The sequence below is a fragment of the Microvirga sp. 2MCAF38 genome (assembly GCF_052115485.1).
Taxonomy (GTDB): Bacteria; Pseudomonadota; Alphaproteobacteria; order Rhizobiales; family Beijerinckiaceae; genus Microvirga.
The window spans coordinates 196,312-209,440 of the sequence record NZ_JBFRGU010000002.1 but is presented as its reverse complement, the minus strand read 5'-3'; the positions used below and the strand labels follow the sequence as shown (position 1 = coordinate 209,440).

Genomic DNA, 13,129 nt, shown 5'->3' with positions numbered 1-13,129 from the left:
GTGCTGCTAGGTCGCGACTCAGTTTGAAGAGGATAAGGCACAGGCTTTCCCTCCCCCTTGCGGGGAGGGGCAGAGGTGGTGGTAGTCTGACCGGGTGAAACTTTCAGACGTCCGGCGCTGTAACAGCTTTCCTGCTTATCGGACCCAGGCAACGCTCTGACTTTTCAACCCCCCACCCCCCCTCCCCGCAAGGGGGAGGGAAGAGCGCGGACCAAACTGAGCACCACCCATTGCTATAACCTGAAACCGAGCGTGACGCCTGCCACCTGTGTCAGAACAGGAAGAAATCGGCTGCCGTGAGTTTCAGGTTCTTTTCGAGCTGGCCGATCTGGATGGCCGCCTTCGAACCCGTGCCGTCCGCATCGTACCAGAGTACGCCCTTCTTCTTATCGTAGATGATCCGGTCGCTGTCATCATGCGCCTTTGTTCCGGCATAGAAGGCGCTCTTGGCCAGAACGCCCTTCTTGGTGATGCCCTTGAACACACTCTTCTGCAGCCAGATCGTGTCGTTTGCCGAGTTGAAGTCGGTGATGGTGTCGAGTTCCGCCCGCTTGTGCGCCGCATTCGTCTTGGCGAGCCGGTCGAACACGAAGAGGTCCCGCCCTGCCCCACCGGTGAGCACGTCCCGGCCTGCAGAACCGGTCAACTTGTCGTTGCCGTTCTCGCCCACCAGCCGATCCGCGCCGGCCGTTCCGATGAGGACCAGCGGATTGGTCTCGACCACATTCGTCAAATCGAGCGTGAAGCTCTTGGTGGTCTTCTCGCCGAACTGGTCCTTGGCCTCGACGTTGATCGTGTATTCGTGCGGGCCGGTGTCGTAGTCGAGCGCGCGGTTGAGGATCAGGTTGTTGCCGTCGACGCGGAAGACGCCCCCCAGCATCGTTGATCAGCGTATAGCCCACCGTGTCTCCATCCGCATCGAAGGACGAGAGGGTGGCCACGACGCTGTGAACGGGCGCCGTCTCGGACACGGAGGTCTTGGAAAGAGCGATATTGTTTGGTCTCGTGTTCCAAAGAACTTTGAACGCATCAGTAAACTGCAAGAAGCGAATCTCTTGCATTTTCAGCGAGTCGTGAGCTGGGTCAGCAACAGAATCAACTCTGAAATCAGCTGTCGAAACGGATGTAATATTGAACTGAGCTATAGACTTATTGACAATGATAGTATCGTTTCCACCGCCGCCTATAATAGTGTCGAGACCACGAATATTCGACATGCGAACTATATCGTTGCCGCCTCCAGTATCGATAAAGTCACTGCCCGTTCCGATAGAGATGTCTTCGTTTTGGACTCCACCATAGAAAATACTATTGTAACTATCCGATAATAAAATATTACCTGAGACACTACCATGCCTATTATCAAATATAATGCGCGAAGCTGAATGCCAGTCGAAATCTCCTCTGATAATGCCGGAGTTTATCACCTCTCCGCTTAATCCAATTGAGCCTGATACATTACCGATAATTTCGCCAGAATTCGACAAACTRAGCGATTTAAATGCAAGCAGGGCATTTTCCGCTTCGATCGTGCCGGCGTTAACAACAACCAAGCTTTCCGCTGAGGCGATCCCGGCAACACCTTTGATATAGCCTGTTTTCGAAATGTGAACCGTCGTTGTGATTCCGCTCGTAACTCCAATATAAGCAATTGCATAGCTCAATGTGCTTTCAACTCTGCCTTGGACAGTCAGAATTGTATTACCGCTCGTTGCCAAACCATAAGCATTGTTGCCTTTTACTTTGATTATTCCGCCAGCGGCGAGTTCGAGGCTTTCAAGGTTGTTGATGACATAGCCGTGGTCACCGGCGGCTGTCTTCATGATGTTCGTAGTCGCATCCAAATCATAGGTAGGCAAAGCCAATCTCCACAATATGAGTGAGTCTCACATTATGTTATAAAATATCATAAAATAAGGCAATTATGCGCTGACAGTGCCGTCAACTTAAGCCTCAACTTTCCTCGAATGATAGTCTCAACAAAAAAGGGCCGCACAAGGCGGCCCTCCCTCAACCGAAAGGTAGTTGTCTTACACCAAAGCCTTCAGCGCTCCGCGTCCAGCGTAAACCGCCTGCGAGCCGAGCTCTTCCTCGATGCGGATGAGCTGGTTGTACTTGGCTAACCGGTCGGAACGGGCGAGTGAGCCAGTCTTGATCTGTCCGCAATTGGTCGCGACTGCGAGATCTGCGATGGTCGAATCCTCGGTTTCGCCCGAGCGGTGGGACATGACGGCGGTGTACCCCGCGCGTTGGGCCATATCGACGGCGGCGAGCGTCTCGGTGAGCGTGCCGATCTGGTTCACCTTCACGAGCAGCGAATTGGCGACGCCCTTCTTGATTCCCTGCGACAGGCGGGTGACGTTGGTCACGAACAGATCGTCGCCCACCAGCTGGCACTTGGAGCCGATGAGATCGGTGACGGCTTTCCAGCCCTCCCAATCGTCTTCCGACATGCCGTCCTCGATGGTGGCGATGGGATAGGCGGCAGCGAGCTTGGCGAGGTATTCGGCCTGCTGCATGGGCGAGAGCTTTTTGCCTTCACCTTCATAGACATAGGCACCGTTCTTGAAGAATTCGGTTGCGGCGCAATCAAGGCCGATCACCATGTCCTGGCCGGGCTTGTAACCGGCTTGCTCGATGGACTTCATGATGAAGTCGAGAGCGGCTTCAGCGCTCGGCAGGTTCGGGGCGAAGCCGCCCTCGTCGCCCACATTGGTGTTGTGGCCGGCGTCCTTCAACGCCTTCTTCAGGGTGTGGAACACCTCGGCGCCCATGCGCACGGCTTCGGAGAGCGTTGGCGCGCCCACCGGCATGATCATGAATTCCTGGAAGTCGATGGGGTTGTCCGCATGCGCGCCGCCATTGATGATGTTCATCATCGGCACCGGCAGCACGCGGGCCTGTGTTCCACCCACATAGCGATAGAGCGGCAGCGTGGAGGCCTCGGCGGCAGCCTTGGCGACGGCAAGCGACACGCCGAGAATGGCGTTCGCACCGAGGCGGCTCTTGTTCGGGGTGCCGTCCAGTTCGATCATCGTCTCATCGATGAAGATCTGCTCCTCGGCGTCGAGGCCGCCGATGGCATCGAGGATCTCGTTGTTGACCGCGTCGATGGCCTTGAGCACGCCCTTGCCGAGATATTTCGACTTGTCGCCGTCGCGAAGCTCAACCGCCTCATGCGCGCCGGTGGATGCTCCGGAGGGAACGGCGGCGCGGCCCATGGAGCCGTCTTCCAGCGTCACGTCCACTTCGACGGTGGGATTGCCACGGCTGTCGAGAATCTGACGGGCATGGACGTCGATGATCGCTGTCATGAAAGAGGCTCCTGAAGACGAATTGAGGCCATTGCGGCCAAAAGCACCATGCGAGGCTTATTGACCGAAACGACTAATCGGGCAAGGACGCTACAGAATTCGCGCACGGAAAATCCAACGCACGATTGCCAAAGGCTTAAAGCCCATGACGAATACCTCGCTCCAACTCGGCCACGCAGCGGCCCAGCCCCAATCCCCCGAAGAAGCGATTCTCGACCGGGTGCCAAACCCGCATCAGGATACGGATTACGTGGCGCGCTTCACGTGCCCGGAATTCACCTCGCTCTGCCCCGTCACCGGCCAGCCGGATTTCGCGCTCATCGTGATCGATTACGTGCCGGGGCCGTGGCTCGTGGAATCGAAATCGCTGAAGCTGTATCTCCATAGTTTCCGCAACCACGGGGCCTTCCATGAAGACTGCACCGTCGCCATCGGAAAGCGCCTCGCGGAACTTCTTGAACCACGTTACCTTCGCATCGGCGGCTACTGGTATCCGCGCGGCGGCATTCCCATCGACGTGTTCTGGCAGACCGGCGAAATGCCGAAGAACCTCTGGCTGCCCGATCAGGGCGTCGCACCTTATCGTGCGCGAGGCTGAACGGGGCGCGACAGCACGAAGGCGGCGGTTAAGCCGACGCTCGCGATGACGAGCGCGGCCACCATCGTCGAGGCCGTGAGCCCCACCGACCGCAGGCCCACGCCCATGATCACGACGCCGAGCGCCTGACCGCAGAAGAACGAAAACGCGTGCAGGGCCACGGCGGAAGCGCGGGCATGCGGAGCAACCTCCGTCACCTGCGCCTGGAACGTGTTGTGCAGCATGTAGAAGCCGAGGCCCATGAGCAGCATGGCCAGCGCATCAACCTTCCAGTCGCTGCCGAAGCCCATAACGATGAGCGCGGCGGCGGCGAAAAGCCCACCGGCTGCCAGAATGCGGACAATGCCGAGGCGTCGGAGCATCCACGATACCAGAACCGAATAGACGAGCCCGCCAATGGCGAAACCGCCAATCGCAAAGCCGGCCTGCGCCGCCCCGCCCCCACCGCGCTCTTCAAGCAACGGCGCGATATAGGGAAAAATGCCGAAGATCGCGATGGCTTCAACGAAGACGAAGCCAAACAATGCAAGAGCCCGGGGATTGGAGAGAATGTCGCCGTAGCGCCGGCCAGCCGCCCGCAGATCGAATTTCCCGCCGGGAGCCGCTCCGCGAAAGCCGACGACCGTGCAAATCAGGGCGACCGCCATCATCCCCGTGGAGAGAACAAACACGCCGCGCCAGCCGACGAACTCGGCGAGCAATCCGGCAAAGGAAGACCCGGCGAGTTGGCCGATGATGATCGCGACGAGATAGCGGCTCAAGGCCACCTGGCGCTGCGCCATCTCCACCCGGTCGCCGATAAGGGCAAGGGAGACCGGTACCGCGCCGCCTGCGGCAGCGCCCGCCAGGATGCGCAAGCCAAAGAGGGTCTGTGCATCCGGTGCGAAGATCGAGCAGGTCAACGCAAGAAATAGCAGCGTCAGCGCAACCTTCATGACCCGCTCTTTACCGAGCGCATCGCCGATGGGGCCAAGGATCGGCTGGATGAAGGCGTAAGGCAGGGTAAAGGCTGCGGAAAGAAGCGCGATAGTTTGAGGGCTGGTGTGCAGATCCCGCGCGATAATCCCCACCATCGGCTCCACGGCGCGGGAGGAAAACGTACCCGCGAAGCCGCTGGTGCCGAGGATCAGGATCAGATTGCGTGGAGACATGACGCCCTGGTGGTCGCGATGGGAAGCAAGATGCTCCTTAGCACGGGCAGGCAGGAGCACGAGCGGCGGCTCGAACATACCGGGCCTGCGTCAGGATGCGATCAACACAGCCTCACCCTGAGGAGGCCAAAGGCCGTCTCGAAGGGCGAGGCGTCTCCAGTGCCCACTGGACCCTCCTTCGAGACGCCGCTGTGCGGCTCCTCAAGATGAGGTGTAGGGCAGATCGCGCGCGTCTCCACCGTCAGACGGGGCGACTTACGCCTTGGCGAGCGCGTCGAACGCCTTCAATTGCGCCAGCAATGCTTCCATCTCCTTGAGCGGCACCATGTTGGGGCCGTCGGAGGGAGCCTTGTCCGGGTCCTGATGGGTCTCGATGAAGACACCCGCGACGCCCACGGCGACAGCCGCGCGCGACAGAACCGGCACGAATTCGCGCTGCCCGCCCGTGGTGGTGCCCTTCCCTCCCGGCTGTTGCACGGAATGGGTGGCATCGAAAATCACAGGCGCTCCGGTCTCGGCCATGATCGGGAGCGAGCGCATATCGGAGACGAGGGTGTTGTAGCCGAAGGACGCGCCGCGCTCGGTCAGCATCACGTTCGGGTTGCCCGCGCCCGTGACCTTGGCCGCAACGTTGGCCATGTCCCACGGAGCGAGGAACTGGCCCTTCTTTACGTTCACAACCTTGCCGGTTTTCGCGGCGGCCACGAGAAGATCCGTCTGACGGCAGAGGAAGGCAGGAATTTGCAAAACGTCCACGACCTTGGCGACGATGGCGCATTGATCGTTCTCGTGCACGTCGGTGAGGACGGGAAGCCCGAGCTTTTCCTTTACTTCCGCAAACACATCGAGCGCCTTGTCGATGCCGATCCCGCGTCCGCTGGACAACGAAGTGCGGTTTGCCTTGTCGAAGGAGGATTTATAGACGAGCCCGATGCCGAGCTTGGTCGTGATCTCCTTCAGCGCCGTTGCCATTTCCAGCGCGTGGTAGCGGCTTTCCATGGCACAGGGCCCGGCAATGATGCTGAGCGGCAGGTGGTTGCCGAAGCGAACGGAGCCGACTTCGACGACGGAGGGTGCTGTCTGTTTCGTCATGGCCCGTGACCTACCCTTGTTTGAGCGCAAAGGCAAAGGGGACAACGCAACACGATCGTTCTCCCGACATCATTCCCAAACCTCGCCCTCGTCATTCCGGGGCCGCAAAGCGGAACCCGGAACCCATAACCGCGACGTATTTCGAGAAATCATCCCGCGATGGAGATTTATTGAAGAACGCGGCGGCTATGGGTTCCGGGTTCACGCTGCGCGCGCCCCGGAATGACGGAGCGGTGCTTCTTAAAACGTCATCGCCGCGGCGTTGATGATGCCGGCCGAGAGCGAGGCCGCGCCGAGGAACAATGCTGCCGCCATTTCGCCCGAGGCGATGCGTTGCGACAGGTTCGGCATGACGATGCGCACGAGCCAGTAGACGAGGATCTGCACCGCAAGCGCCACCAGACCCCAGATGAGGCAATCGACGATGGTTTGCGCGTGGACGATGGCGCTGGCGAGCGGTAGGGCGAAACCGACGAGGCTGAAGCCGAGCGCGGTCGCCGCCGAGATCACATTCTGACGGATGAGAGCGAACTCATTGTGCATGGTCGCCAGCGTGTAGATCGTCAGGTAAAGCGCCACGAGCACGATGGCGATGACGAAAAAGATCAGAAAGTCGGGCAGGCCCGCCAAGGATGAAGCCACGATGTTATCCCCCAGAAAACGTTTTTGATTCGCGACCGATCTTACGTTGCCTCGAAGGCAATCGCGACGCCGAAAGCGGCGCTGGCGGGAATGATGAGGCGGGAGCCGATCCGCTGGTAAGGGATCTGCGCTGAATCGAGTCGATGTGCCTGAGCGGCAACGTCAGCGATCCGCACACCGAAAGCCACGAAACCCGGCTCGTTAGGCTCGATCTCGACAGAGCCATAGATCTCGCCCGCATCGTCCGGGGTCATGAGATCGAGATGGCCACGCGCCAACGGATAGGAGAAATCATGCCGGTCCGGCTCGGTCGGTGCGAGGCCTGTAAAAGCTTTGAGAAACGCGAGATGGCGCTCCGGCTCCGGCGCAGCGAGCGCCACCGCCGACAGCGCGCTTGCTCCGTTCTGATGTACCTGAAACACCGGGTTCCAGAAATTCTCGGGATAGTGCTGCTGGCACACAAAGAAGCCCGCATGCGCCGCCGCCTCGTCGCGGGCGAAAACGAGCGTGAAGGCCACCTGCACTTCGCTGCCATCCGGGCGACGGCCCTTGCGCTCGAAGAAGAACGGCTCGAAAGCGCCGATCCCGTTCGCCGCGAAGGAAGCCGCATCGCCCTTGGCGTCCTCGCTGTCGAGAACGAGCATGGCGAGCCCTTCGCGACGTTCGAGATAATCGCGCACGAAAGCGCCGAAGCTGAAGGTTGTCGGCGTATGCGGCGGGATGGCCGCCCCCTCGCCCACCGCGATCAGTTCGATGAACGAGCCGGGAAACTGCACCAGCCGGTTTTCAGTGCCCCAGGAATGGCGATTGCGCGCGCCAACCTTGAACCCGAGACGCTCATAGAACGCCCCCGCCCCGTCCAGATCGCGGACGGCGACGACAAGATGATCGATGCCACGGGTCATGGACGTGTCTCCTGCGTCGAGTGTTCAGCGTCATCCCAGGGCCGCGCAGCGGAACCCGGGATCGGCGGCCGGATGTGGCGCTTTTCTCGTCGTGCGATCCCGGATCGCCTTCGGCGTCCGGGATGATGCGTTCTTCGTCACACCAACCGGCTCTGTTCGATCGCCGCGTGGATGAAGCTCTTGAAGAGCGGGTGCGGTTCGAACGGGCGGGACTTCAGTTCCGGGTGGTACTGCACGCCGATAAACCAGGGATGGTCATCGTATTCCACGATCTCGGGCAGGATGCCGTCCGGCGAGACGCCGGAGAAACGCAGGCCGTGGGCCTCCAGCCGCTCGCGATAGCCCATGTTGACCTCGTAGCGGTGGCGATGGCGCTCGGAGATTTCGGTCGAGCCGTAAATCTCCGCGACCTTGCTGCCGGGAGCGAGCGAGGCCTGATAAGCGCCGAGGCGCATGGTGCCGCCGAGATCGCCACCCGAAGTGCGGCGCTCGAGTTCGTTGCCGCGCAGCCATTCGGTCAGAAGGCCGACCACCGGCTCCGGTGTCGGGCCGAATTCGGTGGAGCTGGCTTCCTTGACCCCCGCGAGCGAACGGGTCGCCTCGATCACCGCCATCTGCATACCGAAGCAGATACCAAAATACGGCACCTTGCGCTCGCGGGCGAATTGCGCCGCGCGGATCTTACCTTCCGCGCCACGCTGGCCGAAGCCGCCGGGAACGAGGATGCCGTGAATGCCCTCCAGAAACGGAGCCGGATCTTCGCGTTCGAAGATCTCGCTCTCGATCCATTGCAGGTTCACCTTCACCTGATTGGCGATACCGCCATGGTGAAGGGATTCGATGAGCGATTTATAGGCATCCTTCAGGCCGGTATACTTGCCGACGACGGCGATGTTCACTTCGCCTTCCGGATTGTGGATGCGGCCGGAAATCGTCGTCCAGCGATCAAGCTTCGGGGATTTCTCGCCCTCGATGCCGAAGGCGGCGAGCACTTCGTTGTCGAGACCCGCCTCGTGATAGGCCAACGGCACATCGTAGATGGACGCCGCGTCCCGCGCCTCGATCACCGCCGTCTCGCGCACGTTGCAGAACAGCGCCAGCTTGCGGCGCTCGTCCTTCGGGATCTCGCGATCCGTGCGGCACAGGAGAATGTCGGGCTGGATGCCGATGGAGCGAAGCTCCGCCACCGAGTGCTGTGTCGGCTTGGTCTTCAATTCGCCTGCGGACGGAATGAACGGCAGCAGGGTCAGGTGAACATAGATCGCCTGACCGCGCTCAAGATCGTTGCCGAGCTGGCGGATGGCCTCGAAGAACGGCAGACCTTCGATATCGCCCACCGTGCCGCCGATTTCGACGAGCACGAAATCGAAGCCGTCGTTGCCGCTGAGCACGAAATCCTTGATGGCGTTCGTGACGTGCGGAATCACCTGGATCGTCGCGCCGAGATAATCGCCCCGTCGCTCCTTGGTGATGATGTCCTGATAGATCCGGCCGGTCGTGATGTTGTCGGCCTTGGTCGCGGGCACGCCCGTGAACCGCTCGTAATGGCCGAGGTCGAGATCGGTCTCAGCGCCATCATCAGTCACGAACACTTCGCCGTGCTGATACGGGCTCATGGTGCCCGGATCGACGTTGAGATAAGGATCCAGCTTCCGAAGCCGGACCTTGTAACCACGAGCCTGGAGAAGCGCTCCCAGAGCCGCCGAAGCAAGCCCCTTGCCGAGCGAAGACACCACGCCGCCGGTGATGAATACGTACCGCGTCATGGACCCCAATCCAAAAAGATGACGTGCCGATTCGCAAACGCTAATCGGGCGCGTCTATCGCTATCCACAAAAAGAGAGGGCCGGAAGGTCCGGCCCTGGTTCGTTACTTACTGAGACTGCGGCACTTGTGGCGCAGCCGGGGCCGCTGGAGCGGCGGGGGCCGGAGCCGGAGCTGCCGGTTGTGCGGGCTGCTCGCCCTGCATGCGCTGAAGCTGCTCGAGAACATTGCCGCCCGGCGTGCCCGCAGGAGCCTGCTGGCCCGCCGGAGCGGCACCATCGAGAATCGAGCGCGGACCACGGCTGTAGCTCGCCATGATCGTCAGCGCCAGGCTGGTCACGAAAAACAATGCAGCCAGAATCGCCGTGGCGCGGGTCAGAGCGTTGGCCTGGCCGCGACCGGTCATGAACCCGGAAACGCCACCGCCGCCGCCGAGACCGAGGCCACCCTCGGAGCGTTGCAGAAGAACCACGCCGATCAGCGCGAGCACGATGATCAGGTGAACAATGATAAGAACTGTTTGCATCGTTTCCAAAACCTCAAGCGGCCGGGCGAAAACACGGCCGCTCGCTTCGAACGTTGGGCGGGCTGTAGCATAGGTGTGCGCGGGATCAAAGACCCGCAAGGAGGGTTTTCACTCCGTCATGGCCGGGCTTGTCCCGGCCATCTACGCCTTCGTCTGCTGCTTCTCACCCCGTCCAAGACGTGGATGGCCGGATCAAGTCCGGCCATGACGGAAAAGGCCTTTTACTTCGAGTAAGCTCTTGCGATTCCCAGGAAATCCACCGCGACGAGACTCGCGCCGCCCACAAGCGCACCGTCGACATTCGCGACCGACATCAGCTCCCCGGCATTCGAAGGCTTCACCGAACCGCCATAGAGAATTCTGACCTTGTTCTGCTCCGCCTTACCCACAAGGCGTTTCAGATCGTCGCGGATGGCGGCGTGAACCTCGGCCACGTCAGCCGTAGTCGGAGTGAGGCCCGTGCCAATGGCCCAGACGGGCTCATAGGCGATCACGAGGTTTTCAGCGATCGAGCCGACTGGGACCGAGCCGCGCAATTGCTTGCGAATGACGCTGAGTGTCTTGCCGGCCTCACGCTCCTCGCGCGTTTCGCCGATGCAGACGATGGCGACGAGCCCCGCGCGGTGCGCCGCCTCAGTCTTGGCGCGCACATCGGGGTCCTTCTCGCCGTGGTATTGGCGGCGCTCGGAATGGCCGAGGATCACATGGGTCGCGCCGGCATCCACAAGCATTTCAGCGGAAACGTTGCCGGTGAAGGCGCCTGATTCTTTTCCGTGGCAATCCTGCCCGCCAATGCCGATCCGAGTGCCGATGGCGGCGACCGCGAAGGAAGCGGTCAGGGTCGCGGGCGGGCAGACCACGAGATCCACATGGCGCCAGAGGCCGGGGCCGTAATCGGCCTGGATCTCGGCCAGGACTTTGGCGGAGGCCCTCAATCCGTTCATTTTCCAGTTTCCCGCTACCAGCGGGCGCGGCCGATCGACGCTCATGAAGCACTCCTGTCACGCTCGAATATTCGCCACTAGCAGAGGGAGGATGTATCTTTCAACCGGCCATGCCCTTTTCGCCGGGCCTTTGATCGGCTATCCGCGTGGCTAACGAGTTTTGAGAAAAACGGGTTCACTATGCTTCGCGGAATGCGCAACGCCGGACAAAGCCTGGTCGGCAAGATTATCGCCACCCTCCTGTTCTGCGTCCTGATCGGCAGCTTCGCGATCTGGGGCATCGGCGATATTTTCCGCGCCACCCCGCCGACCACGGTCGCCCATATCGGCCAGACCAACATCTCGCGGGAGGAATTCCGCACCGCCTACAACAACGAACTGCAACGCCTCGGGCGGCAGTTCCGCACGGTGCTCACCCCGGAACAGGCCCGCATGTTCGGTGTGGATCAGCGCGTTCTCAACTCGCTTGTTACGCAGGCAGTCCTGGCTGAACAGGCCAAGAAGCTGGGCTTGAGCGTCTCCGACCAGCTCGTGGCCCGCTCGATTCTGGACGAGCCTGCCTTCAAGGGCACGGACGGCCAGTTCAACCGCGCCATGTTCGACCAGGTCCTGCGCAATGTCGGCCTGACCGAGACCGGCTTTGTCCAGGAGCAGCGCACCACCATGACGCGATCGCAGCTCGTGGATGCGATTACCGGCGATTTGAACGTGCCTGCTGCCGCCCTCAATGCGGCGCACCGCTACGGCGCCGAGCGCCGCGCGGCTTCCTATTTCGTGCTGCAACCGACCATGGCCGGTGATATCCCGGCCCCGACCACCGAGCAGCTTCAGACTTTCTACAACGAGCGCAAGGACGCTTTCCGCGCTCCCGAATACCGCGCTCTCAGCGTGCTGAGCCTCGATGCGACCGCCGTCTCCAAGCCTGAGAAGGTTTCCGATGCGGATGCCCGCCAGCGCTACGAGCGGGAAAAGGCCAAGTTCGGCGCGCCTGAAAAGCGCACGATCCAGCAGATCGTCTTCCCCTCGCAAGAGGAGACTGAGGCCGCCTTCAAGAAGATCAAGGACGGCGCGACCTTCGATGCCATCGCCCAAGAGCGCAACATTCCGGCGCAGGATCTGGAACTTGGTACCTTCACCAAGCCGCAGATGCTCGATCCCATCGTCGCCGACGCCGCTTTCGCGCTCGAAGAGGGCGCAACCAGCGGGCCGCTGGCGGGACGCTTCGGTCCTGTCATCGTCCGGGTGAGCAAGGTCGAGCCGGAGGCCGTGAGCCCCTTCGAGACAGTCGCGGGACAGGTCCGCGCCGAAATCGCCACCGAGCGCTCGCGTTCCGAACTCGAGGCGGCGCACGATGCCATCGAGGACCAGCGCGCCAGCGCCCGCCCGCTCGCCGACATCGCCAAGGAGAAGGGTCTGACCCTCATCCAGATTCCCGCAATCGACGCCAGCGGCCTCGATAAGGACGGCAAGCCAGTCGAAATCCCGAACAAGGATGCTCTGTTGAAGAGCGCTTTCGCCTCCGATGTGGGCGTCGACAACGAAGCCCTGCGGACCCCAGGCGGCTACGTCTGGTTCGATGTGACCGGCATCACGCCCTCTCGCGAGAAGACCCTCGACGAGGTTCGCGACGAGGTCGCGCGCCTGTGGAAGGCGGACGAGACCGCGCAGCGCCTGACGGAGAAGGCGCGCCTTCTCACCGAGCGTCTGGAGAAAGGCGAAGCCATTGAAGCCGTGGCGAAGGATGTCGATGCCGAGGTCAAGAACGGGACCGATCTCGTCCGCGCCACCGCCAAGGACGACCTGAGCGCCGATGTGGTGAACAGGATCTTCTCGGTGCCTGTGGCCAAGGCGGGCAACGCGTCCAACGGCGCGGACAGCCGTGCCGTGTTCAAGGTCACCGGCGCCACCGTCCCGCCGCTCGTGGCGACCTCGCCGGAAATCCAGCGGATCGACGAGCAATTGCGCAATAGCATGAACGACGACCTGATCTCGCAGTTCGTGGCCCAGATTCGTCAGGATCTCGGCGTCACCATCAACCAGACGGCCATGCGTCAGGCGATCGGCGGCGAGTTCTAGAGCATGATCAGAACAAGTGGAAACCGGTTGTTCGCCCGGATCATGAGGAATCAAAGAATCGAGAGCTTGATCATGTTTCAAAGAGACATGATCAAGCTCTAGAGCATCGGCGGATGC

11 protein-coding genes are annotated in these 13,129 nt (G+C 61.2%); 2 read left to right on the top strand and 9 right to left on the bottom strand.

What is annotated here, in order from left to right:
- Nucleotides 1-271 precede the first annotated feature (271 nt).
- Both AB4072_RS05460 and eno read right to left on the bottom strand, forming a co-directional pair.
- Nucleotides 272-880: a M10 family metallopeptidase C-terminal domain-containing protein gene (locus AB4072_RS05460; protein ID WP_441966062.1), complete on the bottom strand. Its 609-nt coding sequence runs from the start codon at nucleotides 878-880 to the stop codon at nucleotides 272-274.
- Between the two features lie 1,150 nt (nucleotides 881-2,030).
- Nucleotides 2,031-3,314 carry a phosphopyruvate hydratase gene (gene eno, locus AB4072_RS05455; protein ID WP_441966060.1) on the bottom strand — a complete coding sequence of 428 codons (1,284 nt, stop codon included), beginning with the start codon at nucleotides 3,312-3,314 and terminating at the stop codon, nucleotides 2,031-2,033.
- 145 nt (nucleotides 3,315-3,459) lie between these two features.
- Between eno and queF the strand changes: the two genes are divergently transcribed.
- On the top strand, nucleotides 3,460-3,912 hold the full coding sequence (gene queF / locus AB4072_RS05450) for a preQ(1) synthase (protein ID WP_441966058.1): 453 nt from the start codon (nucleotides 3,460-3,462) through the stop codon (nucleotides 3,910-3,912).
- Here queF and AB4072_RS05445 read toward each other — a convergent pair.
- From AB4072_RS05445 to tpiA, 7 genes are all read right to left on the bottom strand, one after another.
- Nucleotides 3,894-5,141: an MFS transporter gene (locus tag AB4072_RS05445; RefSeq protein ID WP_441966057.1), complete on the bottom strand. Its 1,248-nt coding sequence runs from the start codon at nucleotides 5,139-5,141 to the stop codon at nucleotides 3,894-3,896. The two genes, queF and AB4072_RS05445, sit on opposite strands and share 19 nt — an antisense overlap.
- A 177-nt stretch (nucleotides 5,142-5,318) precedes the next feature.
- Nucleotides 5,319-6,155, bottom strand: coding sequence for a 3-deoxy-8-phosphooctulonate synthase (gene kdsA, locus AB4072_RS05440; protein ID WP_441966055.1), 837 nt, complete (start codon nucleotides 6,153-6,155; stop codon nucleotides 5,319-5,321).
- Nucleotides 6,156-6,395: 240 nt separating this feature from the next.
- Complete coding sequence (locus AB4072_RS05435; protein WP_441966543.1) at nucleotides 6,396-6,800, bottom strand: DUF350 domain-containing protein; 405 nt, start codon at nucleotides 6,798-6,800, stop codon at nucleotides 6,396-6,398.
- A 38-nt stretch (nucleotides 6,801-6,838) separates the two neighbouring features.
- Entirely contained in the window at nucleotides 6,839-7,702 is an 864-nt protein-coding gene (locus AB4072_RS05430; RefSeq protein WP_441966054.1) for a VOC family protein, read from the bottom strand.
- 137 nt (nucleotides 7,703-7,839) lie between these two features.
- Nucleotides 7,840-9,468, bottom strand: a complete 1,629-nt coding sequence (locus AB4072_RS05425; RefSeq protein WP_441966052.1) for a CTP synthase — start codon at nucleotides 9,466-9,468, stop codon at nucleotides 7,840-7,842.
- A gap of 107 nt (nucleotides 9,469-9,575) precedes the next feature.
- Nucleotides 9,576-9,992 carry a preprotein translocase subunit SecG gene (gene secG, locus AB4072_RS05420; RefSeq protein ID WP_441966050.1) on the bottom strand — a complete coding sequence of 139 codons (417 nt, stop codon included), beginning with the start codon at nucleotides 9,990-9,992 and terminating at the stop codon, nucleotides 9,576-9,578.
- Between the two features lie 221 nt (nucleotides 9,993-10,213).
- Nucleotides 10,214-10,981: a triose-phosphate isomerase gene (gene tpiA / locus AB4072_RS05415; RefSeq protein ID WP_441966048.1), complete on the bottom strand. Its 768-nt coding sequence runs from the start codon at nucleotides 10,979-10,981 to the stop codon at nucleotides 10,214-10,216.
- Between the two features lie 135 nt (nucleotides 10,982-11,116).
- Here tpiA and AB4072_RS05410 point away from each other — a divergent pair, with 135 nt between their 5' ends.
- The gene (locus tag AB4072_RS05410) at nucleotides 11,117-13,012 is read left to right on the top strand and encodes a SurA N-terminal domain-containing protein (protein WP_441966047.1); all 1,896 of its coding nucleotides are present in this window, start codon (nucleotides 11,117-11,119) and stop codon (nucleotides 13,010-13,012) included.
- The last annotated feature ends 117 nt before the right edge of the window (nucleotides 13,013-13,129 follow it).

Excerpts from the sequence above, each read along its gene's own strand:
- AB4072_RS05460 (WP_441966062.1), bottom strand. The coding sequence starts at position 880 with ATGCTGGGGGGCGTCTTCCGCGTCGACGGCAACAACCTGATCCTCAAC.
- eno (WP_441966060.1), bottom strand. The coding sequence starts at position 3,314 with ATGACAGCGATCATCGACGTCCATGCCCGTCAGATTCTCGACAGCCGT.
- queF (WP_441966058.1), top strand. The coding sequence starts at position 3,460 with ATGACGAATACCTCGCTCCAACTCGGCCACGCAGCGGCCCAGCCCCAA.
- AB4072_RS05445 (WP_441966057.1), bottom strand. The coding sequence starts at position 5,141 with ATGTTCGAGCCGCCGCTCGTGCTCCTGCCTGCCCGTGCTAAGGAGCAT.
- kdsA (WP_441966055.1), bottom strand. The coding sequence starts at position 6,155 with ATGACGAAACAGACAGCACCCTCCGTCGTCGAAGTCGGCTCCGTTCGC.
- AB4072_RS05430 (WP_441966054.1), bottom strand. The coding sequence starts at position 7,702 with ATGACCCGTGGCATCGATCATCTTGTCGTCGCCGTCCGCGATCTGGAC.
- AB4072_RS05425 (WP_441966052.1), bottom strand. The coding sequence starts at position 9,468 with ATGACGCGGTACGTATTCATCACCGGCGGCGTGGTGTCTTCGCTCGGC.
- secG (WP_441966050.1), bottom strand. The coding sequence starts at position 9,992 with ATGCAAACAGTTCTTATCATTGTTCACCTGATCATCGTGCTCGCGCTG.
- tpiA (WP_441966048.1), bottom strand. The coding sequence starts at position 10,981 with ATGAGCGTCGATCGGCCGCGCCCGCTGGTAGCGGGAAACTGGAAAATG.
- AB4072_RS05410 (WP_441966047.1), top strand. The coding sequence starts at position 11,117 with ATGCTTCGCGGAATGCGCAACGCCGGACAAAGCCTGGTCGGCAAGATT.